The organism is Ruegeria sp. AA6, assembly GCF_056542865.1.
In genome coordinates this window covers 54,015-77,536 of sequence record NZ_JBQGAN010000002.1, presented here as the reverse complement: position 1 = coordinate 77,536, position 23,522 = coordinate 54,015, and the positions used below count along the sequence as shown (strand labels likewise).

Annotated in this window: 22 protein-coding genes; 10 read left to right on the top strand and 12 right to left on the bottom strand. The window is 57.7% G+C overall.

Features of this window, described 5'->3' with window-relative positions:
* Positions 1-84: 84 nt before the first annotated feature.
* The 3 genes from ACR0LN_RS03395 to ACR0LN_RS03385 form a co-directional block, all read right to left on the bottom strand.
* Positions 85-501, bottom strand: a complete 417-nt coding sequence (locus ACR0LN_RS03395) for a RidA family protein (RefSeq protein WP_480427792.1) — start codon at positions 499-501, stop codon at positions 85-87.
* A 17-nt stretch (positions 502-518) separates the two neighbouring features.
* Positions 519-1,799: a flavin-containing monooxygenase gene (locus ACR0LN_RS03390; protein ID WP_480427791.1), complete on the bottom strand. Its 1,281-nt coding sequence runs from the start codon at positions 1,797-1,799 to the stop codon at positions 519-521.
* Positions 1,800-1,972: 173 nt separating this feature from the next.
* Positions 1,973-2,770, bottom strand: a complete 798-nt coding sequence (locus ACR0LN_RS03385) for a helix-turn-helix transcriptional regulator (protein WP_480427789.1) — start codon at positions 2,768-2,770, stop codon at positions 1,973-1,975.
* A 157-nt stretch (positions 2,771-2,927) separates the two neighbouring features.
* On the opposite strand from ACR0LN_RS03385, the gene ACR0LN_RS03380 reads away from it, so the two are divergent.
* Positions 2,928-4,997, top strand: coding sequence for an oxidoreductase (locus ACR0LN_RS03380; protein WP_480427788.1), 2,070 nt, complete (start codon positions 2,928-2,930; stop codon positions 4,995-4,997).
* 153 nt (positions 4,998-5,150) lie between these two features.
* Here ACR0LN_RS03380 and ACR0LN_RS03375 read toward each other — a convergent pair whose 3' ends face one another.
* Positions 5,151-6,068: a LysR substrate-binding domain-containing protein gene (locus tag ACR0LN_RS03375; RefSeq protein ID WP_480427787.1), complete on the bottom strand. Its 918-nt coding sequence runs from the start codon at positions 6,066-6,068 to the stop codon at positions 5,151-5,153.
* A gap of 131 nt (positions 6,069-6,199) precedes the next feature.
* Here ACR0LN_RS03375 and ACR0LN_RS03370 point away from each other — a divergent pair, with 131 nt between their 5' ends.
* The gene (locus ACR0LN_RS03370; RefSeq protein WP_480427786.1) at positions 6,200-7,357 is read left to right on the top strand and encodes an aromatic ring-hydroxylating oxygenase subunit alpha; all 1,158 of its coding nucleotides are present in this window, start codon (positions 6,200-6,202) and stop codon (positions 7,355-7,357) included.
* Positions 7,354-8,487 carry an aromatic ring-hydroxylating oxygenase subunit alpha gene (locus tag ACR0LN_RS03365; RefSeq protein ID WP_480427785.1) on the top strand — a complete coding sequence of 378 codons (1,134 nt, stop codon included), beginning with the start codon at positions 7,354-7,356 and terminating at the stop codon, positions 8,485-8,487. The genes ACR0LN_RS03370 and ACR0LN_RS03365 overlap by 4 nt, the downstream gene beginning before the upstream one ends.
* A 99-nt stretch (positions 8,488-8,586) precedes the next feature.
* Here the strand turns inward: ACR0LN_RS03365 and ACR0LN_RS03360 are convergent, their stop codons facing one another.
* The 5 genes from ACR0LN_RS03360 to ACR0LN_RS03340 form a co-directional block, all read right to left on the bottom strand.
* A complete protein-coding gene (locus ACR0LN_RS03360; protein ID WP_480427784.1) occupies positions 8,587-9,243 on the bottom strand; it encodes an SDR family NAD(P)-dependent oxidoreductase in 657 nt (218 codons plus the stop codon).
* A 173-nt stretch (positions 9,244-9,416) separates the two neighbouring features.
* A complete protein-coding gene (locus ACR0LN_RS03355) occupies positions 9,417-9,923 on the bottom strand; it encodes a nuclear transport factor 2 family protein (protein WP_480427783.1) in 507 nt (168 codons plus the stop codon).
* Between the two features lie 86 nt (positions 9,924-10,009).
* Positions 10,010-10,957 carry an alpha/beta hydrolase gene (locus tag ACR0LN_RS03350; RefSeq protein WP_480427781.1) on the bottom strand — a complete coding sequence of 316 codons (948 nt, stop codon included), beginning with the start codon at positions 10,955-10,957 and terminating at the stop codon, positions 10,010-10,012.
* A 129-nt stretch (positions 10,958-11,086) separates the two neighbouring features.
* Positions 11,087-11,974: a helix-turn-helix domain-containing protein gene (locus ACR0LN_RS03345; protein ID WP_480427780.1), complete on the bottom strand. Its 888-nt coding sequence runs from the start codon at positions 11,972-11,974 to the stop codon at positions 11,087-11,089.
* A 25-nt stretch (positions 11,975-11,999) separates the two neighbouring features.
* Positions 12,000-12,608, bottom strand: a complete 609-nt coding sequence (locus ACR0LN_RS03340) for a TetR/AcrR family transcriptional regulator (protein WP_480427779.1) — start codon at positions 12,606-12,608, stop codon at positions 12,000-12,002.
* A gap of 139 nt (positions 12,609-12,747) precedes the next feature.
* Between ACR0LN_RS03340 and ACR0LN_RS03335 the strand changes: the two genes are divergently transcribed.
* The 7 genes from ACR0LN_RS03335 to ACR0LN_RS03305 all read left to right on the top strand — a co-directional run bounded on the left by ACR0LN_RS03335 (position 12,748) and on the right by ACR0LN_RS03305 (position 21,597).
* Positions 12,748-13,212 (top strand): (2Fe-2S)-binding protein, encoded by a 465-nt coding sequence (locus ACR0LN_RS03335; RefSeq protein WP_480427778.1) that lies wholly within the window; start codon positions 12,748-12,750, stop codon positions 13,210-13,212.
* A 3-nt stretch (positions 13,213-13,215) separates the two neighbouring features.
* The gene (locus ACR0LN_RS03330) at positions 13,216-15,402 is read left to right on the top strand and encodes a xanthine dehydrogenase family protein molybdopterin-binding subunit (protein WP_480427777.1); all 2,187 of its coding nucleotides are present in this window, start codon (positions 13,216-13,218) and stop codon (positions 15,400-15,402) included.
* 137 nt (positions 15,403-15,539) lie between these two features.
* A complete protein-coding gene (locus ACR0LN_RS03325) occupies positions 15,540-16,859 on the top strand; it encodes a glutamine synthetase family protein (RefSeq protein WP_480427775.1) in 1,320 nt (439 codons plus the stop codon).
* A gap of 58 nt (positions 16,860-16,917) precedes the next feature.
* A complete protein-coding gene (locus ACR0LN_RS03320) occupies positions 16,918-17,598 on the top strand; it encodes a type 1 glutamine amidotransferase (RefSeq protein ID WP_480427774.1) in 681 nt (226 codons plus the stop codon).
* Entirely contained in the window at positions 17,598-18,956 is a 1,359-nt protein-coding gene (locus tag ACR0LN_RS03315; protein WP_480427773.1) for a glutamine synthetase family protein, read from the top strand. The genes ACR0LN_RS03320 and ACR0LN_RS03315 overlap by 1 nt, the downstream gene beginning before the upstream one ends.
* An 8-nt stretch (positions 18,957-18,964) precedes the next feature.
* A complete protein-coding gene (locus ACR0LN_RS03310) occupies positions 18,965-20,269 on the top strand; it encodes an NAD(P)/FAD-dependent oxidoreductase (protein WP_480427772.1) in 1,305 nt (434 codons plus the stop codon).
* A 113-nt stretch (positions 20,270-20,382) separates the two neighbouring features.
* Positions 20,383-21,597, top strand: coding sequence for a DegT/DnrJ/EryC1/StrS family aminotransferase (locus ACR0LN_RS03305; RefSeq protein WP_480427771.1), 1,215 nt, complete (start codon positions 20,383-20,385; stop codon positions 21,595-21,597).
* Here ACR0LN_RS03305 and ACR0LN_RS03300 read toward each other — a convergent pair whose 3' ends face one another.
* The 3 genes from ACR0LN_RS03300 to ACR0LN_RS03290 all read right to left on the bottom strand — a co-directional run bounded on the left by ACR0LN_RS03300 (position 21,598) and on the right by ACR0LN_RS03290 (position 23,500).
* On the bottom strand, positions 21,598-22,353 hold the full coding sequence (locus tag ACR0LN_RS03300; protein WP_480427770.1) for a trypsin-like serine peptidase: 756 nt from the start codon (positions 22,351-22,353) through the stop codon (positions 21,598-21,600).
* Positions 22,354-22,363: 10 nt separating this feature from the next.
* Complete coding sequence (gene phaR / locus ACR0LN_RS03295; RefSeq protein WP_480427769.1) at positions 22,364-22,918, bottom strand: polyhydroxyalkanoate synthesis repressor PhaR; 555 nt, start codon at positions 22,916-22,918, stop codon at positions 22,364-22,366.
* Between the two features lie 135 nt (positions 22,919-23,053).
* Positions 23,054-23,500, bottom strand: coding sequence for a phasin family protein (locus ACR0LN_RS03290; RefSeq protein ID WP_480427768.1), 447 nt, complete (start codon positions 23,498-23,500; stop codon positions 23,054-23,056).
* Between the last annotated feature and the right edge of the window lie 22 nt (positions 23,501-23,522).

The window sequence follows — 23,522 nt, the reverse complement described above, 5'->3', positions numbered from 1 at the left end:
TCGGACCTCCTTAAAGACAAAGACCGGGTGGCGCGGGGTGAGAGCGTTTCAGCGCGACCCGGTTTCCTGAGATGATCGGCCAGATCAGTCGGGAATGACGGCGGTGCCGTCGATCTCGACCAACCATTCAGGGCGTGCCAGTGCCTGGACAACCAACCCGGTCGAGACCGGATGCACACCTTTGATGTACTCGCCCATGGTGCGGTAGACGGCCTCGCGATGGCGAACGTCGGTGATGTACACGATAACTTTGACCAAATGTTCCATCGAGCCGCCGCATTCCTCGATCAACTGCTTGATATTCTGCATAACCTTGTGGGTCTGTTCGACCGGGTCGTGACTGTCGATGTTTACCGCATCGTCCAGATTTTGCGGGCACTGGCCGCGCAGATAAACGGTCTTCCCCCCCTGAGTGACAACAGCCTGACACAGATCGTTGTCGAGGTTTTGCTCGGGGTACGTCTCTTTGGTGTTGAATTTGCGAATGCGTGTATGCGCCATTTCGAAGTCCTGTTTGGCTATTCTGCTGCGGCGGTGGAGACGATAGCGGCCGAGCCGTCATAGTCGGCATAGGCGCGTTGGATCGCGATCTGATCGGCGATGTATTTCGCATCATGCCATACGCCCCACAGGAAGGTTGAACCGCGGCGTGACTGCCAAGGCAGGCCAAGGAAATACACGTCTGGTTCAACGGACACGCCACGCTGATGGATCGGCGCGCCTTTTTCGTCGAACGCATTCGCCTTGATCCAGCTGAAGTCCTGACGGAAACCTGTGGCCCAAATGATCGTGGTGATGCCCTCCTTGGCAAAATCGACCGAGGTCAGTGGGTTGGCTAGACTGCCTGGGTCGGCAAAAGCCTCTCTCGCTTCGGGTTCTTCCGGCAATTCGATGCCGGTGCGTTCCACATAGGCGTCTGCCAAGTCCAGCATCTCATGATAGTTGGCGTCGCCCGCAGCCACGTTGCGCTGCAGATCATCGGCAAAGCTGAGAACACCATTCTCGAAGCTTTTGGTCATTCCGACCAGCGTGACACCCTCGTTCCCGAGGCGACGGAAATCCATTGTATGGCCCCCATAAGCCCCGCTGACCGAGATCGTCACATGCTCGGTACCCGGCTTCATCGCGGCCACGTCCCACAAGCCCAGAACACCCAGCCACCAGACAAAATCACGGCCACGATAGCGGCGCGGCGGGCGGTCATGCGGACCCACAGACAGAAACACTTTGCGCCCAGCGCGGTTGAGCTCATCCGCGATTTGCGCCCCGGACGACCCTGCGCCGACGACCATCACGGCCCCTTCAGCCAGCTGATCGGGGTTCTTGTAGTAAAACGAATGAATCTGATCCACACCCGCCGATTCCGGCACGATCGGAGGAATGACCGGGTGCTGGAAAGCCCCAGTTGCAGCCACAATGCGCTTGGCGTGGATTTCGCCGGCCGTGGTCTGAACGCGGAAACCGCCCTCGCCCGGCAGACGTTCGGCCTTGAGCGCTTCAACACCTTCGCGGATCGGGGCGTTCACCATCTCGGCATATTCGACCAGATAGTCGGCCACACGGTCTTTCGAAACGAAAGCATCCGGGTCATCGCCATTGAACAGCAAGCTTGGGAAGCGATCATGCCAGGCTGGACCGTTGGCAACCAAAGCATCCCAGCGCCCGGTGCGCCATGCCTCGGCAGTCCGGTTTTTCTCAAGAATGATGTGGGGAATGCTGTTGTTTCCCAAGTGCTCGCTCAGCGCGATGCCGGCCTGTCCACCGCCAACAACCAGCGTGTCGGTTCTTTCAATGGGCATGTATCGGTTTCCTTTTTGCATCCTGATCCGACCTGAAAGGCCATAGATTGCTGCGTCGTACTGTACCGCTCCAGCACGCCCTGCGCGTTTCGTCAGCAAGTTCCCACAAGTTGAAAACCGGCGAAATTATTGTCTGACTTACCCCTAATTAGGCTTTGGCTAATCCGTTTGGCTTAACCCTGCGCCTGTTCCGACAGATAAGGCGCGATGAGATAATACAGCTCGCCCTGAGAGGATATCCCGCATTTCTTGTAAAGTTGCTTGCGAATGACCTTCACGGTCTGCGGGCTTATCCCCAACGTAAGGCCAATGGAAACAGATGAATGTCCCTGCAGAATCAAGATCGCGATTTCAGCCTGCCGCGCGCTCAGCCCAATACCCCGTTCCGATTTCATGCGTTGCCGCAGCTGATCAACGACGCCTGCAGATGAGTCTTGGCCGCGCGGGCTGATCCCTGCCCAGTTCTGCCGCACCAACGCATTTACGATTGGGGCCAGATGTTTTGCCTGTTTCAGGTCACGCGACGAAAACTTCGATCCGGTTGTGGCGTCGCGCCCGATGCAAACCGTCATCGAAACATCCTGCGACGGCCACGAGAAAAACGCGACCTCATCAGCCAGCGTGGTGCGTTCGTAATACGACTTGTAGTACTCATTGCGCTGAAACTGATCCGGCGCGATATCGGCCAAACGGTACATCCCTTCCCCTGCTCGGTTTGTGTGGAGGGCATAGAAAGGGTCCAGCAAATAGGCTCCGGTCACGTAGTGGCTGTTCATGCGCTCGAACACGCGCCGCTCGGCCGAATGGGCCAGAAACACCTCTGGCTGGTGTTTGTCGAAAAACGCGAGAATGGTCACGTTGTCGAAGCGCAACGAGGCGCTGAGCCATCGCTGAAGCCTTTGCGCAAACCCAGATGAACCGATGGCCTGAATTACATCTGCCAAGAGTTCAGGTTCAGGAATCTGTGTCATGGTCTCATACCTCTTTGGGGGTATATACCCCTTAGATCATCAATATTACTAATAGGTAGCGGATTAGGGGGTTATTCTAGATTTAATAACCTCTCCGATCATCAGATGAGCGGCCAGAAAAGGTCGAAACGGCCAGAGTCCCAAGGGAGACCCAGCAATGCGCGATCCACGCTATGACATTTTGTTCGAACCGCTGAAAATCGGCCCTCACACTGCCAAGAACCGGTTCTATCAGGTGCCTCATTGCAATGGGGGCGGGTATCGGGACCCATCGGCAGCGGCCGCGATGCGGGGCATCAAGGCCGAAGGTGGATGGGGTGTGATCTTCACCGAACAGTGTGAGATGCACCACACGTCAGAGATCACGCCCTTCATCGAACTGCGCCTGTGGGAAGACAAGGACATTCCGCAACTGCGAAAGATGTCCGAGCGGATGAAAACGCATGGCGCTTTGGCCGGGATTCAGTTGGCCTATTCCGGCATCAACGGTCCTAACCTGTACACAAAGGAAGTGCCGCTGGCCCCCTCGGCCCTGCCAATCCGAACCTTTACCAATGATCCAGTTCAGGCGCGGGCGCTGGACAAGCAGGATATCAAGGACCTGCGCCGTTGGTTCGTGAACGCCGCCAAAAGATCGAAAGAGGCGGGGTTTGATCTGATCTGCCTGTACGGTGCGCATGGGTTCGGCATTTTCCAGCACTTCCTCAGCCGTGCCACCAACCAGCGCAGCGACGAATATGGGGGCTCGTTAGAAAACCGCGCCCGGTTCAGTCAGGAAGTCATCGCCGATATGCGCGATGCTGTCGGCGATAAAATCGCGATCACCCTGCGGGTGAGCCTGGATGAAACCATCGGAGAGCTCGGTTTTTCAAATGCCGAAGTGCGCGACTATATCGAGATGAACAAAGACCTGCCTGACCTGTGGGACTTGGCGCAAGGCACGTGGGAAGACTGCTCGGGCCCGTCACGTTTCAAGGAAGAGGCCGCGCAGGAACAGCTGGTGCGGGGTATTCACGAGCTGACCGTCAAACCCATCGTAGGCGTCGGGCGGTTCACCTCGCCCGACGTCATGGCCAAGATGATCAAGTCCGGCACGCTGGACTTCATCGGCTGCGCCCGCCCGTCGATTGCCGACCCGTTCTTGCCGAAAAAGATCGAGGAAGGCCGGATCGAGGACATTCGGGAATGCATCGGCTGCAACATCTGCATCACAGGTGACATGACAATGTCGATCAGTCGCTGTACGCAGAACCCGACCTTCATGGAAGAGTGGCGCAAAGGTTGGCATCCGGAAGTGATGAATGAAAAAGGTGACAGTTCGAACGTGCTGATCGTTGGCTCGGGTCCAGCTGGGTTGGAAGCCGCCTGGGCGCTGTGCCGGCGCGGGTACGACGTTGCGGTCGCCGAGGCCCGCGACGTAATCGGAGGCCGTGTTACACGCGAACGTCAATTGCCGGGCCTGTCCGCATGGGGCCGCGTTGTGGATTATCGGGATTATCAGCTCAGCCAGCGCCCGAATGTCGAAATCTATCGCGAAAGCGAACTGGACGCCGAGAGCATCCTTGAGTTCGGATTTGAAAATGTCTGCATCGCCTCCGGCTCAACCTGGCGGCGCGATGGTGTTGCTCGCCAGCACGTCGTTCCAATGCCCATCGCTGATGGTGCCAAGGTCTATACCCCAGACGATCTGATGGATGGAACCATACCGACCGGGCGGGTCGTGGTGTATGACGACGACCATTACTACATGGGCGGTGTTCTGGCCGAGTTGCTGGCCAAGAACGGTGCGCAAGTCACTCTGGTCACGCCCTCGGCCTATGTCAGCGACTGGACAAACAACACACTGGAACAGATCGCCATTCATCCGCGACTGGTCGAAGCTGGGGTTGAGATCGTGCTCAATCAGGGTGTGACCGAGATCCACTCGGATCACGTGGTATCGAACTGTGTCTATACAGACCGGACATGGAAGATCGAGGCGGACGCGGTTGTGATGGTGGCATCGCGGTTGGAAAATAACGCTGTCTTCAACGCTCTTAAAGCGAAAGAGGCAGAGTGGGCCGACGCAGGGATCAAATCCGTCAAACTGATCGGGGACGCCAATGCACCAGGTCCAATCGCGTGGGCAACTTACGCCGGGCACCGCTATGCGCGCGAGCTTGATGGCCCAGATCTGGGCGATGCCCTGCCCTTCCGCCGTGAAATCACAGAACTGGCGGTGGATTGAAGCCATTAAACCGGCGAAACGCGGTGGAGGCTGAATCCCGCCGCGATTGGAATTTGGAAGGCGTCAAACCTCCACTTCTATCGCTGTTGATCCGGGTCTTGACTTTAAGGCAAAGCCTGACGTTCAACCGATGATCAAGGAGCAGTTGGCCATTCAATCCTCTTCCCCTGACAAGCCACCCAAATGCGCCTGCGCAAAGTTTTGAAAACTACTGATAAACTTGCCCTGTCGGTTTTCGTGATAGGCAAGTACGATGTTCAAAGGTCTGAGTTTCTCGACCAATTTGAGGGCCTTCACGGTACCGCCGCTATAGGTCGTCGTTGCCTCTGGCACCATGATCAGAAAAGAAAAACCGAACCCTTCGGATACAGCGCTTCGCACTGTTTCAAGCGAGTTTGAGACATAGGCTATTTCCGGGTAAAGAGCGGCCTCGGCCAGCAAATCTTCGAAATAAATTCGACTGCCCGGACCGTCGAACATGACATAGGGGATATCCTGCAAATCGGACAAATGGACATGTTCATTCCGTGCGAGCGGGTGGTCTGAAGAGATAATCACCTTGGGCTGTAAAGCGGTAAGTTTGATGACCTTCACCCCTTCCAGCGACCACCCTCGGTCATAGGTCAGCGCCAGATCGACTTCACCGTCTCGCAACGCATCGCCAAGCGCAGCAAGCCCGTATTCCTTTTGAAAAACGCGAACGTCTGGGAAATTTTTCTGAAAATCCCGAATGAGCGTCGGCAGGAAAAACGGCGCAAGGGTTTGAAACGCACCAAGACGCAGCTCACCTGCCGTTTCCGAAACCAGAGCCTTTGCCTGAATATCCACATGTTCTGCCTGCGCTTCCAATTCCAGAACATGTTCCAGAAACAAGCGCCCCTGCAGCGTAAGCGTCAATCCACGTGCATGGTGGCGGTCGAACAGGATCAGGCCGGTCACGTCCTCAAGCTTTTGTATCGCCTGCGCCACCGATGGTTGCGAGATGTTCAGGACCCGCGCGGCCTGCGCAATCCCGCCGCACTCGGCAACCGTTCGAAAATAGGTGCATTGGCGCAGAGTGAAGCGAACCATATTTTACCTTTCTCGATGTAATGTTTTTTAAGTTTTTATATTTTCCAACAAAGGCGCAACCTAAAAATACCCGAGCGAGACAGGACGAATCTGCCTGCTGATCGGTTCACCGCATGATTGAGGAGCCACCTATGTCGCTGGACCAGGCCGTTACCGAATTGTTGGATGCCGCGCATCGTCCGATGGAAAACGCGGTTGCCATGCCCCCATCTGTCTACACCAGCCAGGATTTTCTGCGCAGCGAGTTGGACAACGTCTTTGGCAAAGACTGGGTCTGCGTGGGACGCGCCAGTCGACTGGCGAATACCGGTGACTACATTTCGCTTGAAATCGCGGAACAACCCATCGTCGTTCTTCGGGACAGGTCCGGAGAGCTGCGGGCCTTTTCAAATGTCTGCCTGCACCGCATGTCCACAATCGTTGAGGGGGAAGGAAACGCCCGCGTTCTGGTTTGCCCCTATCATGCCTGGACCTACGACCTTGAAGGTAACCTGCGCGGCGCACCGTTCATGAAAGAGACGACCGGGTTTTGTAAGGAAAGCTACAAGCTTCCGAAGGTTCGCTGTGAGGAATGGTTGGGTTGGATCTATGTGTCTCTGAACCCGGACTCTGCCCCTGTGACCCGGCAGTTTTCAGAACTGGAGAGCATGATCTCGCAATACGGCATGGAGAACTATGTGGAGTGTTTCCGCGAGACCCATGTCTGGGACACGAACTGGAAGGTTCTGGCCGAAAACTTCATGGAAAGCTACCACCTGCCGGTCTGCCATGCGGATACTGTTGGCGGCCACTCCAAACTGGAAGAGATGGATTGCCCGCCGGGGCTTAGACATTTCAACTATCACTGGATCACAAAAGAGGCGTCGCTGCCGATGGGCAACGCGCATCCCGACAACACTCGGCTTGAAGGGGACTGGCGCAAGACCACTGCCTTGCTGACGCTGTATCCAAGCCACCTTATCACCCTGACACCCGGCTATTTCTGGTACCTGTCGCTGCATCCCAAGGGGACCGGGCAGGTTTCGATCATCTATGGCGGCGGGCTTTCACCCGAATTCATGGCCGACACAAAGGCGGATGAGTATGTTGCAACGTTGAAGAAGCTGCTCGACGACGTGAACGTCGAGGATCGCGGGTGCACTGAGAAAGTATTCAAAGGTCTGAACTCCGAAGCCGCACGGCCCGGGCATCTGTCCTATCTTGAAAGACCGATTTACGACTTCACGCAATATCTGGCCGAGAAAACAGCCGGCTTCAACCGCGTCTTCGAACAGGAGGCGGCGAGATGAAAATGCAACTGATCCAAAAGCAGCGTGTCACAGAAATGGTTGAAACGCTCCATCAGGTTGCGGCCTTGCCAGAATCCGAGGCCCAATGCCTGCCCGGCTGGTTTTATACCGACCCCGAATTCTTTGATTTGGAAGTAAAAACCTTCCTCAGCAAGGAATGGCATTGCCTGGGCCGCGCTGATGAAATCCCCAAACCCGGTGATTACTTTACAGCGCATCTGTTTGATGAACCCTTGCTGGTGGTTCGCGGAGATGACGAACAAATCAGGGTGCTGTCGAATCTGTGCCGTCACAGGGGCATGCCAATTGCCGAAGGATCGGGATCAACGCGCAAGTTTGTGTGCAGCTACCACGCCTGGAGTTATGCTCGGGACGGAGAGTTGCTGAACGCCCCTCGTATGCGCGACAAGGGCGTCACGAAGGGCAGCTGCGCCTTGCCCGAGTTTCGCTATGAGCAGTGGAACGGGTTTATCTACGTCAATCTCGACGACGAAGCGGAACCGCTCGCGCCGCGGCTTGAACAGCTTGAAGTTCTGCTTGCAAATTATGAAACGGACAGGATGCGCCACGTCGCCACCTTTGAGGAAGACTGGCACACGAACTGGAAGTGCCTTGTCGAGAACTTCATGGAAGCGTACCACCTGTCGGTCGTGCACCCGGAAACGCTGCATCCCTATACGCCAACAGGTCTGAGCCGTAAGGCGCTGTCTGACGATACGTTCACTGCCTATTGCGCGAATTACCCATCCAGCGCCGAAGCCCGAGGCATGGGGGCGCCCGGTCTGTCCGAAGACGAAAGGCGCCGCTCGACCTTGTTCAATGTGTTCCCCGCTCAGGTGGCCAGCCAAGCCGCGACCTTGTTGGTTTCGCTGTCAATCAGACCCTTGTCCGTGGACTGCATCCGCGTGCGATGGACGTTGTCCACGTATGATGATGAGCTGACGCAGGACGAATTAGACGAACGCATCGCCCTGTGGCACGAGGTAAACCGCGAAGACCGTGAGAAGTTAGAAAAAATGCAGGTGGCGCTCAGCTCACGCCACGCGCCGTCCGGCCATCTTGCACCAAGCGACTATGAAGGGACGATCTGGGACTTTTACCGTTACCTGTCGCGTCAGTTTCCCGCCTAAGGACAGGCTATGAAAACCAAAACCAGCCTGCAATCGGGTCCAGCCGGGCAAACCAATCAGCAATGAAGACACGAATTTTGTCGTGCCCGGCTATGGTACTTACCATTCGATAGGTCTGCGATCACGGAAGAACCCTCCGGTCGGGCCATTGGCATCCAGTGTCGCCAGCCAGATCGCCGTATCCGCGCCTTCTTCGGGGGCGCGGCTGGCCCCTGCCCCGCCCATGCGGGTGCGCACCCATCCGGGGCACATCGCATTGACCTTGACGTTGTTCGGCAGGGTTCGGGCTGTTGCCACGGTCAAAGCGTTCAACGCCGCCTTGGCCACGCCATAGGCGGCAGGCCCCGCGACACCGTCCGAAAACGCGCCCCAACCGGATGAGACATTGACAACACGACCGTAGCGTTGCGCTGCCATATACGGCGTCAAATGGTGCATCAGCAGATAAGGCCCGTGCACCATAACAGCCATCGAATCCTCAAAGTCCTGAGGGTCGTTCAACAAGTTACCTGACCCCAGGATTCCGGCATTGTTGACCAGCACATCCACCGGCCCCGCTTGCGCAGCAGCCCTTGCAATGCTGGCTGGGTCGGAGACGTCCAACTGAATAGCGGTCGCTCCGACCTTGTTCGCAGCCTTTCGACCTGCATCCAGATCGCGGGCGCCCAGCAAAACCTCAAGCCCCTGATCTACAAGACCCTTGGCGATGGCCAACCCAATCCCCCGGTTGCCCCCGGTAACGAGTGCGCGTTTCATCTTTTTCTCCTTACGCCGCAGGACCAGCCCCAAAGCCTGAATAATCCGGCTGGGGCTGGTTTGTACATTGCACGATTACATCACGGCTTGAATTGCATGCTGACGTCCTGTGCCCGTCCTATAGACTTATCCGACGAGCGCAGCGAGCGTGCCCAGCGCGATGCACACTGCGATCAGTTGCCGGTGCTGGCCCGCTCGGCGGCTTGTCCGACTAGATCACGCGAACCGGTTTCCCACAGAGCAGTCATCGTCAGCCCCGAAACCTTCCAGGCCCCATCCACTTTGGTCAGCGTGTAATCATACCGGCCACCCAGAACCCACAACTCATCGCCAATTCGGTGTGTTGCCGTGAAGTCCGCCTGTGCAGTGGCCTGATTGCCGTCTATCGACGTGATTGTTTCGTTGGTTACCATGTGATGTGTCACATCGAATCCCGGAAGAAAACCGGACCATTGGGCGATGATGTCATCCGCCGGTGCAATTGCTGGCTCACCGCCCCAAAGGCTGGTGTAGTCCAGTGTAACCTCATCCGCGAACGCGTTTCGCACCCGGTCCCAGTCGTGCCGATCCGCGCCAGCAGCAATGCTGGTGATTGCTGAGTTGATCTGAGCGGCATCCGCTGCAAAGGCCGGTGACGCTGCGGCATAGGCGGCAACCGCCAAGGTCGGCAAAAGTTTCATTGGTCTTCTCCCTTGTATCGTCGTTTTATGTTGGATCGACGCGCCGCCATTGGACGGCGCGTACCGAAAATTCCTTAGCCGTCCTACTACGAACCTGCCGCGAAATGAGCAGCCACCGTGTCAGAGGCACGGGTCACGTCCTCGGGGTTGCCGTAGAAATCAAACTGCGTGACGTCTTCGAGCATCTGCAGCGTGGCATCGCCTGCAAAACCTTCCAGAAAGGTGCGCACACCCTGCGGAATAGCGGCCGATTCCGAATGTACGACCGCCAAGGGCTGTGTCAGGCGACCGGGATTATCCGCCGGGTAATAGGTCAACCAGCCTTCCCAGCCTGCGTTGTTCCACTGGTTGTCATATTCCGGGATCGCGCCGCGCTCGGGCTCAAAATAGTATCCGCCAATCGGCATTAGCACACCTTCGGCCCCTTCGGGACCGGCTGCGGGTATGATCTGACCACCGGCAGCCTCGGCTGTTCGGCTGACGTCGATCAGACCGGATACACCCTCTTCGCCGCCATAAACTGCCTCGACAATCTCGGCGTTTTGCAGCCAAGGGGCCACAAGGCCAATCCGCTGAACCAGATCGTTGCCTGAAACGGCGTCAACCATGTATCCAGCCGAAGCGCAGATCCCCAACCCGTTGATATGCGCCGCGTCGACCTCGGGCAGAGTGGCGACGAATTCAAATGCGGCGCGGATGTCGGATGTCTTCGCCTCGGGGCTTTCTACAAAGCGAACATGCTGCGGCAGGTCGCCGGATTTACCCCAGCCACGGAAATCAAAGGTAAACGCGGCAAAGCCACGTTCGACCATTTCTTCGGCATAGACGCGGGGCATCTGCTCTTCCACTGATGTCCAGGCACCGGTGACGACCACGGCAGGCAGTTTCTCACCGTCATATCCTTCTGGCAGATAAAGCGTGCCCGACAGCGTGGCACCTTCGTTTTCAAAACTCACAGTGCGCGTTTCTACCTGAGCCATTGCAGCGGTCGAAGCCATAAGCAGCGCGGCGGTTCCAAGGGCTGTTTTGTTCATTGCCGTATCTCCTGATCTCATGCGGTGAGGCATTCACCTGATGATCAGAAACTATCCAGCTCGCTGTTGGTTTTATTGAACCCGACAACCAGATTTTTGAACGATCGCGCCTAGTTTGTTCAAAACACCTCAGACCCCGTTTGACGCGCGAAACTCTTTCGGGGTCTGCCCGGTGACCTTCTTGAAACTGCGCGAAAAATGCGCCTGATCGGCGAACCCGCACGCGGCGGAAATGTCGGCAAAGCTGCGCCCAGGCTCTGTCAGCATCCTGGTCGCCTGCTCAATCCGGTAAGCCATGACATATTGCATGGGCGTTGTACCCAGCGTCTCTTTGAAAACGCGGTTGAAATGAGATTTGCTCATCGCCGTTTCGGCAGCCAAATCATCAACCGTTATCGTCTGGTCCAGCCGAGCGCGGATATAGGCCAACACTTTGTTGTAGTGGGCCGAGGTAAACCGCGCGCTCAAAGCCACATCCTCGGCTTGGCGCCGACCGTATTTCTGCAAAAGCTTCACCAGAAATACGCGGCTCATCGCCTCGAACATGACCGCCGAAGACATATCGTCATTCTCAAGCGCATCTCGCAAGATCACCCCAGCGGCACACAGGTCGGGATCTGAAAACTGCGGCAGATCCTCGAACTGATTGGGCTCCAACAACGTTCCCAGTTCAGATTGCGCGAATTTCTCAACCTTCTGCGTGTCGAGCGTGATGACAATCACGTTCGATTTCCCGAACCAGCGCCAACCGGACCGCGTTCCGGCTGGGGTGACGATGATATCATGTAAATTGAAGGTGAAATCCCGCAACTCACCATTGCGCATGTTCTGCACCCGATGTGCAATTGGCTGCAGGTTCAGCAGAATATGATGCTCGTCAAACACGCCTTCCGGCATGCTGTCGGGTTCGGCGCGAAAATACCGCACGGACATCAATGCAGCCGCCGATATATGGGTCGTGCGGTCGCTGTTGAGCAACGGAGCGGAAGGATAGATCTCGTTATAGAACCGCGGCACGTTTCAGCGACCTCCGGTCGTTTGATTAGCCATCAAGCCCATAGCGGCTGATCATCATTTCAACGCTACTTTCAACAGTTTCTGTCATCTCGGCTTCGTTCAGAACGGAACCCGTGAACAGCAACGGCCAAAAGGCACGTGCCTTGATCAGACCGATAAATTCGCGGCCAGCCTGTGCCGCGTCGTCGATCCGCAATTGGCCGTCGGCAGCCGCATCGCGCAGCATTCCAGTGAAAACAGCCGTTTTATCCAGCTTGTCCGTCGCCTCTGCCGCAAGTTCCGGGCTGCGCAAAGTTTCGCTGATAACCATTCGGGCCATGGCCATCACATCAGGCATCATCAGAATGCGCCCTTCGGCCCAAGCCAGATCAGTCAGTTGTTCGCGAATGTCGCGCCCTTTTTCGTAGCGTATTTCAAACATTTCGGAAAAACGGCTGGACAGTTCTACAACAATCGAGCGAAACAGGTTTTCCTTGCTTTCAAAATACTTATACAGCGTACGCTTGGACACCTCGGCCTGCGCCGAAATGCGATCCATGCTGGCCGCGGAAAAGCCCTTGTCCTGGAACTCGGCCACGGCTGCTTCGATGATCTGTGCGTACTTGGACGCGTTCGGCACACTGCATTCGGTCATGACAAAGCTATAGACCTATTGACACTGGGCGGTCAAACCCTAGGTAAACGCGGCAGTTTACACGTGCAAGATTCTATGGCACTAGTAAACGCGCCAGTTTACCGATTCAGGTAACCAGCCCAACATGGAGAGCCCCCTCATGGCACTGACATTGAAACTGAACGGCGAGACCCACACGGTTGACGCCGAACCCGGCACGCCCCTGCTGTGGGTGATCCGGGATGAGCTGAAGCTCACCGGAACCAAATTCGGCTGCGGTGTCGCATCCTGCGGCGCTTGCACCGTGCATCTGAATGGCGAGCCCGTACGCTCGTGCCAGACATATATCGAAGATGTCGAAGATGCCGAGATCACCACAATCGAAGCTGTTGGCGAAGACAAGATCGGCGCCGCGGTGCAACAGGCATGGGTCGAGCTGGACGTGGTTCAGTGCGGCTATTGCCAGTCAGGTCAGGTGATGTCGGCGGTCGGATTGCTGTCGGAAAACCCAAAGCCCTCGGCTGAAGAAATCGACGAATATATGTACGGCAACGCCTGCCGTTGCGCCACTTATCAACGCATCCGTGCGGGCGTTCAGCGCGCGTCCGAAATTCTGGAGGCCTGATCCATGACCATCAACACTTCTCGCCGTGGCTTTCTAAAAGGCGCCGCTGCTGCCGGTGCCGTACTGCTGGTCGGTGCTCGCCCGGATGGTGCGCTGGCCGTAGCCTCGCCCGAATCAGCGCAGTTCAACCCTTTCGTGAAGATTGACGCTGACGGCACCGTGACCGCCATCGTCAAACACATTGAATTCGGCCAAGGCCCGGCAACCGGCCTGCCAACGCTCATCTCCGAGGAAATCGGCCTGCGCATGGACCAGATCGAATACGATTTTGCGCCTTCAGACCCGACAGTTTACGCCAACCTTGCCTTTGGCCAGGCACAGGGAACCGGCGGCTCGACCGCACTCGCAAATTCCTGGCTTCAATATCGTCAGGCGGGTGCCGCCGCGCGCGAAATGCTGATCGCCGCTGCCGCGCAAGCATGGGGCGTGGATGCCGCTGGCATCACCATCGAAGAAGGCATCGTCAAAGCCGGTGACAAGTCGGCCCCGCTGGCCGAATTTGTTGCTGCCGCCGCACAGATGGAGGTTCCAGCTGAGCCACGTCTGAAAGACACGTCGGAATTTGTGCTGATCGGCAACGAGTCGGTTCGCCGCACGGATTCGGCGATCAAAAGTAACGGTCAGGCCATCTATGGCATGGACCTGCATCTGCCGAACCAAATGGTCGCCATGATCAAGCGCCCTGAAGCACGCGGTGCAACGGTTGTAGGCTTTGACGACAGCGCGTCGAAAGAGGTCAAAGGCTTCATCAACGCCGCTGCACTGCCCAATCAGGCTGGCGTCGCGGTTTACGCTGAAAACACTTGGGCCGCGATCCAGGCGCGCGATGCGCTTGAGGTCGAATGGGACGCATCCGCTGCCGAATCGCGCAGTTCTGACCAGATCGAAGCCGAAATCCTGGCCGCACTGAACGCCGAACCACAGTACAACGTGAACAAGGCGGACGCTGCAGCCGTGGCAGCTACCATTGACGGTGCGGATACCGTGCTGGAAGAAACCTTCTACTTCCCCCTTCTGGCACATGCCCCGATGGAGCCTATGAACTGCGTCATCGAACAGTTGGACGATGGTGGCCTTCTGGTGCATGACGGTGCGCAGTTCCCCACAATTTCGCATGGCGCACTTGCCCAAGCGTTGCAACTGCCGCCGGAAAAGGTCCAGATCAAGACGCTTCTGGCCGGTGGATCCTTTGGCCGCCGCGCAACCCCGAATGCGGATTATCAGGTCGAGGCCGCGCTGGCATTTACCCTGACCGACCGGACACGCCCGGTAAAGCTGGTCTGGACGCGCGAAGACGATATCCGCAGCGGTTACTACCGTCCTGCCTTTGGTCACAAAGTCCGTGTCGGGCTGGACGGTCAGGGCAACATCGTCGGCTGGCAGCACCAGGTCGCAGGTCAATCCGTCCTCAAGGGCACTCTGTTCGAAGGGTTCCTGGTTCACGATGGCGTCGACCACAGCTCGGTCGAAGGCATCGCCGACAGCCCCTATACGATCCCCGGCATGTCTTTGGGTCTGTCCGACATCGAAAAAGCGACCGAGGTTCTGTGGTGGCGTTCGGTGGGCCACACCCATACCGCCTATGCGATGGAAACCATGATGGACAAAGCCGCCGAAGCGGCTGGCCGTGATCCGGTTGAGTTCCGTCTGGCCTATCTGGCAGACGCCTCCGATGCTGATCAGGCCCGCAAATCGGGCGTCCTGAAACTGGCCATCGAAAAAGCGGGTTGGGGCAATGTCCCCGCTGGTCACGCGCAGGGTATTGCCGTGCACAAGTCCTTTGGCTCGTACGTGGCCCAAGTGGTCGAGGTGTCGGGCGATGCCACTGACGGCATCAAGATCGAAAAGGTCACATGTGCCGTCGATTGTGGTATTGCCGTGAACCCCGATACCGTGCGGGCGCAGATGGAAGGCGGCATCGGCTATGGTATCGGGCACGTGATGCGTGACCAGATCACCCTGACCAACGGTGCCGTGGATCAGTTCAACTTCCCTGACTACGAACCACTTCGCATTGGCGACATCGCGGCGATTGACGTCCATATCGTGCCGTCCGCCGAAGCCCCCAGCGGCGTGGGTGAGCCCGGCACACCGCCCTCTGCCCCGGCGCTGGCGAACGCGATCCGGGCGCTTTCGGGCGTCAAAGTCACCTCTCTGCCGATGGCAGAGAACGGCGTAAGCTTCGTCTAACGCCTACGCTCCGCGCCTTCCCCCTCGGGCGCGGAGCTTTTCGTCGGCGGATCGCGGCGAAAATAATTTGATCAAATTTCGTGACAAGACGCGCGGTGTCTATTACATCTCGGACAAGCCGAGTGATGGAGACCCCGATGGACCTGAGCGCCTTGCACAGTTTTCGCGTCGCAGCCTGTGACCTGAACGGTCAGATGCGCGGCAAGCGCGTGCCGCCCTCTTACGCCGACAAGCTAACCAAGGGCACGGTACGAATGCCCTTTTCGGCGCTGAATGTCGACTTGTGGGGCGCGGATATAGATGGCAGCCCTTTGGTTTTCGAATCCGGTGACGCAGACGGGATGCTGTTGCCGACGGATCGCGGCCCGGTTCCCACACCCTGGCTGACGGCGGACACGGCGCTGGTACCCATGTGCCTGCACGACGACGCGGGCACGCCGTTTGCCGGTGATCCCCGTCACGCTCTGGCTGCTGTACTGGAGCGCTACGCCCAGCGCGGCTGGTCCGTCATCGCGGCGACCGAGTTGGAGTTCACTCTGCTGGATGCGTCGGGCGCTCAACCACGGCCTCCGATCAACCCGATCACCGGGCGCAGGCTGGTGGACGAATCCGTCCTGTCCATGGCGGAAATGGACGCATTCGACGCCTTCTTCACCGAGCTTTATAACGGTTGCGCCGCGATGGGTATCCCCGCACAAACCGCCATTTCCGAAAGCGGTATCGGCCAGTTCGAGATCAACCTGAACCATCAGGACGCCATGCGCTGCGCCGATGATACGTGGCTTTTCAAGACCTTGACGCGCGGCCTAGCCCGCAAACACGGGTTTACGGCCACGTTCATGTCCAAACCTTACGCGGACGACGCGGGGAACGGAATGCATGTGCATTTCTCGGTCGTGGACGGTCAGGGCCGCAATGTCTTCGACAATGGCGGGCCCGAGGGCACCGATCTGCTGCGCTGGGCCGTTTGCGGGTGTCTGGCCGCGATGCCGGGTTGCACGTTGATCTTCGCACCGCACGGCAACTCTTACACCCGGCTTGTTCCGGGCGCACACGCCCCGACCGGTGCTAGCTGGGCCTACGAAAACCGCACCGCAGCCTTGCGCATCCCCGGAGGAGCCCCCGCCGCACGCCGGATCGAACACCGCGTGGCTGGAGGCGACATTAACCCCTATCTGATGTTGGCCGCAGTTTTGGGTGCCGCATTGAATGGGATCGAGGATGAAACAGAACCGCCCGCTCCGATCTCGGGCAACGCATATGAGATCGACGGACTGCCGCAACTGGCAAGCGACTGGGCCTCGGCCATCGCTGCGTTCGAAACCGATCCGCATGTGGCGCGTATCTTTCCCGCCGACCTGATCCGCTTTTTCGCCATGACCAAACGGCAGGAAATCCGGCGCTTTGCCGACCGACCGCCTGAGACCCACTGGCTCAGCTATCTCGAAGCGGTATGACTCTCTTGCCCGCCCGGATTTGGTGGGCTAGAATAAATTTGATCAAATTTGGTGACCCATGAAAATCGGCATCCTAGTGACCGGCCACCCACCTGACGAATTGCGGGACCAATTCGACGAATACGACGCGATGTTTCGCGATCTGTTGGACGGCAACGGTTTCACATTTTCGACCTATGCCGTCGTCGACGGCCAGTTCCCCGAAGACGAATACCAAGCTGATGGCTGGGTCATTACCGGATCGCGCCACGGCGCCTATGAAGATCACCCGTGGATACCCCCGCTAGAGGATCTGATCCGCGCGATTCAGCAAAGCGGTCGCCCACTGATCGGCGTGTGTTTTGGCCACCAGATCATTGCGCAAGCGTTGGGGGGCAAGGTTGAAAAATTCAATGGCGGCTGGGCGGTCGGACGCACTGAGTACGACTATGGCAGCCAAACCGTAACATTGAACGCCTGGCATCAGGATCAAGTGGTTGCCTTGCCCGACGGCGCACGCGTGCTGGGATCGAACGCATTTTGCCAAAACGCCATGGTGGCGTATGGCGACACGATATGGACGGTACAGGCACACCCGGAATATGGTGATGCCTTCATTCAGGGTCTGATGCGGACGCGCGGCAAAGGCGTGGTTCCAGACGCATTGATGGAGGCTGCCGCCAATCGCCTGCCCGCCCCCAACGACAATCCGAAAGTTGGGCAACTTATGGCGGACTTTTTGAAGAAAGAGAGGGCCTGATGGCCGACTGGAAAGATCAACTGCCACAGGCAGCCCGCACCTATATCGAAGGCCAGCGTCTGGACGAGGTCGAATGCGTTATCGCCGATCTGCCCGGCATTGCGCGCGGCAAGGCTGTGCCCGCCTCAAAATTCGCCAAGCAGGCTTATTTCCACCTGCCCGACAGCATCTTTTACCAAACCATCACCGGCGACTGGGGAGAAGCCGCAGGCGAGGACGGCTTTATCGAACGGGACATGATCCTGAAGCCTGATTTCTCAACCGCGTCTGCGGCCCCGTGGACAGGCGACTGGACGTTGCAAGTGATCCATGACGCCTATGACCGCGACGACAACCCGATCCCGTTCAGCCCCCGCAACGTGCTGAAACGCGTTGTGCAACTGTATCACGACAAAGGTTGGAAGCCTGTCGTCGCGCCTGAGATGGAATTCTTTCTGGTTGCCCCAAACGTAGACCCGGCACAGGGGATCAAGCCGATGATGGGCCGCTCGGGCCGTCCCGCTGCGGCACGTCAGGCGTACTCGATGACCGCCGTGGACGAGTTCGGCCCGGTGATCGACGATATTTATGACTTTGCCGAGCATCAAGGTTTCGAGATCGACGGCATCACGCAAGAAGGCGGCGCCGGTCAGCTGGAAATCAACCTGCGCCATGGCAACCCGGTCAAACTGGCCGATGAGGTGTTCTATTTCAAACGTCTGATCCGCGAGGCCGCCCTGCGTCACAATTGTTTCGCCACCTTCATGGCAAAGCCAATTGCGGACGAGCCGGGCTCGGCGATGCACATCCATCACTCGATCATTGATATCGAGACCGGGCAAAACATCTTCTCTGGTCCGCAAGGGGGCGAGACCGACGCGTTCTACAATTTTATCGCGGGGCTGCAAAACCACCTGCCTGCAGGGCTGGCCGTGATGGCTCCTTACGTGAACTCGTACCGCCGCTATGTGAAAGACCACGCAGCACCCATCAATCTGGAATGGGCGCGCGACAATCGCACCACCGGCATTCGGGTCCCTCTGTCCGGCCCCGAAGCGCGCAGGGTCGAAAACCGCATCGCCGGGATGGACTGCAACCCCTATCTGGGCATCGCACTGTCGCTGGCCTGTGGTTATTTGGGGCTGATTCAGCAGGAGCGGCCCCGCCGTCAGTTCTATGGTGATGCCTATGAAGGCGACGGTGACATCCCGCAAGTCATGGGCAACGCGCTGGACCTGTTTGACGGGGCAACAGCCCTGCACGAGGTTCTGGGACCCGAATTCGCCCGCGTCTATGGCATCGTCAAACGGGCCGAGTACGAAGAGTTCCTGCAGGTGATCTCTCCGTGGGAGCGCGAGCACCTGTTGCTCAACGTCTGAGGCGCGCGATGAACCTGCTCTATTCCAACGACCGCAAGGCCGAATACCCGGCCAGTTGGTATGCGGCGACAGCCAATCCGATGGATCGGTTTCCTGCTTTGTCGGGCGATACCAAAGCCGATGTCTGCGTCGTGGGTGCAGGCTATACCGGTCTGTCCGCTGCTCTGCATCTGGCTGAAACCGGTTTCGACGTTGTGCTGCTTGAGGCGCACCGCGTGGGCTTTGGTGCCTCGGGTCGCAATGGAGGTCAGTTGGGCAGCGCGCAGCGCATGGATCAAGAAGATCTGGAGCGTCTGGTTGGCAATGAAGACGCCGCCAAACTGTGGGATTTGGCCGAGGACGCGAAGGATCTGGTAAAGTCCCTCATCACGAAGCATCGGATCGATTGCGACCTGAAGCCCGGCGTCGCCGTCTTGGGCCTTAGCTCGGGCGAACAATCAGAGCTTCATACACACGCCGCCCATTTGTCCGGCCAATATGGATATAACCAGATCGAGTGTCTGGATGAAGCAGCCGCGCATGCCCTGTGCCCTTCACCCGCCTATAAGGGTGGGTATCTGGATATGGGCGCGGCCCATCTGCACCCCCTGAACTATGCATTGGGTTTGGCGAAAGCAGCGGCAAAAGCCGGGGTTCGCATACACGAAAGCACCGAAGTCACTGGCATCGAGGAAGGCCAACCCGTCAAAGTGCGTACAGCCAACGGTACGATCAGCGCCGACCACGTCATTCTGGCCTGCAACGGCTATCTGGGCGACCTGAACCGCAAGGTGGCGGCGCGGGTCATGCCCATCAACAACTTTATCGCTGCAACCGAGCCCTTGGGGGCCGAGGCCGCACGTGTCCTGACCCGCGACGTCGCCGTCGCCGACACGAAATTCGTGGTAAATTACTTTCGCCTCAGCGCGGATGGACGCCTGCTGTTTGGTGGTGGCGAGAGCTATGGCTATCGCTTCCCCACCGACATTGCAGCCAAAGTCCGCAAACCAATGACCGAAATCTTCCCGCACCTTCGGGATGTGAAGATCGACTATGCCTGGGGCGGAACGCTGGCTATCACGATGCGCCGCATGCCCTATCTGGCGCGGGTTGCGCCAAATATCCTGTCGGCTTCGGGGTATTCTGGCCACGGAGTTGGGACCGCAACACATGCCGGACAATTGATGGCACTGGCGGTTCAAGGCCAAGCCGGGGGCTTTGACACCATGGCCCGCGTGCCCGCCGTATCCTTCCCCGGAGGCCCCGCCCTGCGCAGCCCGCTTCTGGTGCTGGCGATGACGTGGTTCGCGCTGCGGGATCGCCTCGGGGTCTGATCTTAACAAAGTACGACAGATTGGTGAAATTTCGCCCACAAAGCGTTTGAGGGGTTTTATTGCCAAAAAATTGGCTTTATGTTTTCCAAAGTTAGAATTTGGGAAAATCAAATATGACGCTTCCTCCAAACGTTCATGACGCCGAACCCATCCCCGCAGCAGCAAAAGAAGCCATCGACGCCCTGATGCAGTCAGGCGACCTGTTCCGCTATACCGCACCGCAGGATGCCCCGGTGGCCTTGCTCGAAGCAGAGTTTGCCGAATTGCTGGGCACGAAATACGCGCTGGCGGTTTCTTCTTGTTCGGCGGCATTGTTCCTGTCGCTCAAGGCATTGGGCCTGCCGCGGGACGCACGTGTTCTGATACCCGGTTTTACCTTTGCAGCCGTACCCTCGTCGATCGTACACGCCGACTGCATTCCGGTCTTGTGCGAAGTGGGCGAAAACTACCGCATCGACATGGAAGATTTCGCCGCCAAGCTGGACAACGTGCAGGCGGTGATCATCAGCCATATGCGCGGCCACACGTCTGACATGGACGCGATCATGGCCCTGTGCAACGAGCGCGACATCCCTGTGATCGAGGATGCGGCCCACTCTCTGGGCACCACTTGGCACGGCCAGAATATTGGCACCATCGGCAAGGTCGGTTGCTTTTCGTTCCAGTCCTACAAGATGATCAATGCGGGCGAAGGCGGTATCCTGATCACTGACGATGCCGATCTGGTGGCCCGCGCTGTGATCATGTCCGGTGCCTATGAGCATAACTGGAAGAAACACAAAGGCCCCCACGGCGACAACTCGCCCGAGCTGGAAGAAGCCTTTGCACGCTGGCAGAACCAACTGCCGCTGTATAACTTGCGCATGAGCAACCTGAGCGCCGCCGTAATCCGCCCGCAAATCCCGGAACTGGCACGCCGCGTGCGGGATGGCCTGTCCAACCATGACTATGTTGCTGAACGCCTGAACACGTCGGATTACATCCTCGTCCCGGCCCCACTGACCCCAGAGCGCCGCGCACCGGACTCGATCCAGTTCAATCTGGTCGGTCTGAGCGCGGACGAAATCCGCGCCTTTGCCACCGCTTCTGAAGCGCGCGGGGTAAAGGTTCAGGTATTTGGCCTTAGCGAAGACAACGCACGCGCCTTCTGGAACTGGCAGTTTCTGCCTGAAAAGTTCGAGCTGCCACAAACACGCGACATGCTGATGAAGGCTTGTGACGTCCGATTGCCGGTGCGTCTGACGAAAGACGAGCTGGACGTGGTCGCCGACATCCTGCTTGCTTCGGTGGGTGAAGTCACAGGCCCGGTGCCCGTCTATGGCACCTGACTAGTCGTCCAAGCCAAACACGTCGACAGACAGAAACAACGCTGTGATCCCTTCGGGGGTTGCAGCCACCCGGGACAGGATTGCGGCAACTTGCACCCCGTCGAGCGTTTCGACCAATAGCGGCGCACCGGAATCACCCATCATGACAGGACATATTACCAAAAGAATCTCGCCTTCCTTTCGCTGTGGGCGGCATGCTTGGGTCCGGCTGAGGACATGTGGACGAAGCCCCGGATACCCCGCAACGAAAGGTTCATTCCCCGTCTCCGCAAGCGACAGGAAACCGACTTCGTCACCAAGCGGCTCATTGAGTTGCAGCACCGCCCAATCTAGTTCCGCGCGGTCATTGAAGTTATCCCCTACGCCCTGCTCTGGGTGCATCTTATATCTTTCGACGCCCGAGACTGCTGAGGCCTCGCCACGTTGGTATCCCGCCGCAAATCGGATGCTGGTCGGAGGAAGCCAGCGTTGCCGCCGTGTGTTGTATAGGCAATGCGCGGCGGTCAGGACCAATCTGTCCGACACAAGAACGCCAGTGCAATGAGACCTCTGATCCCGGCTGGCAAAGTTGATACGACCAATGGCACGCCATGGTGCTGCGCTTGCATCCAGAATCTCACGCGCGCGAATGTCGTCGCACCCATCCTCGGACTGCGAACCCAGTGTACAGATTGGTGACCAATTTTCTGAAAACCGGCCCTGAGACAGCGCAGGCTGCGTCCACAGCACTGCAGCAATCAGGGCCAACCAGCGCATTAGACGGCCGTTAGTTCAGTTTGGATAACTTTTGCTGCAGCTCGGCCAATTGCTTTTTGATGTCGTCCAAATCTTCTTTCGACTCAGGCTTGGAGTCGTCGTCCTTTTCCGGCCCGGACCATCCGCTGGACAATCCACCGGTCATCGCCTTCAGAAACGCCTGTTGCTGCGCCTGCATCGCCTCGAACCCCGGCATCTGCGACATCGGGTTCATCGCGTTCATGTTTTCCATCATCTTGCTCTGGCTTTCGCGCAGCATCTCGAATGAACTTTGCAGAAATTGCGGCATCATCCCACCTCCGGGGATCATGTAGCTGCGCACGAGGTCGTTCAGAACATTGACCGGCAACACGTTTTCGCCGCGGCTTTCGTGTTCAGCGATGATTTGCAGCAGGTATTGCCGCGTCAGATCGTCCCCGGTTTTCAAGTCGATGATCTGTACTTCCCGACCGTCGCGGATAAAGGTCGCTATATCTTCAAGCGTGACATAGTCGCTGGTCTCAGTGTTATACAGCCGACGGCTGGCATAGCGTTTGATCAACAGCGGTTTTTCTTGTTCTGCCACCGTTTACCCTCCCCGAAAATGATGCGTTGCAGCAGAGGTTATGCGACTGCAGAACAAAAAGAAAGGGCAGGTCAATTGACCTGCCCAACGCGATTGCACCAGATGGGAGGAACGGGTGCGCCTCGCGGCCTTCTCTTATTTTGCAGTTGCGGCTTTCTTAGCAGCAGCTGTTACGTCGTTGGTTGCTTTTTTAACGGCAGCAGTTGCGTCTTCAGCAGCTTCTTTGCCAGCAGCCATCAGCAGCTCGACAGTTTCCGACTGCAGTTTCTTCGCGATTTCTGCGAAGGCAGCCATGTTTTCAGCAGCAACTTCAGCCGACGCGCTTGCGAAATCGGTTGCAGCTTTTGCATAGTCAGCAGGCTCTGCTTTTGCTTTCGACATCTCGTTCAGTTTGGCCAAGGTGTCTTTGGTCCATTTGTTCGAGATTTCAGCCGACTTCTCAGCTGCTTCCAGAGCAACGCCCGACAGTTTTTCGTTCAGAGTTGCGGTCGATTTGAAGGCACCTTCCAGAGCGGTGGTGTCAACAGGGAACGCGCCCATCATTTCTTTCAGAGTCGCGGTAAAGTCTTGAGTCTTTGCCATTGTCCTAATCCTTATGCCGAAC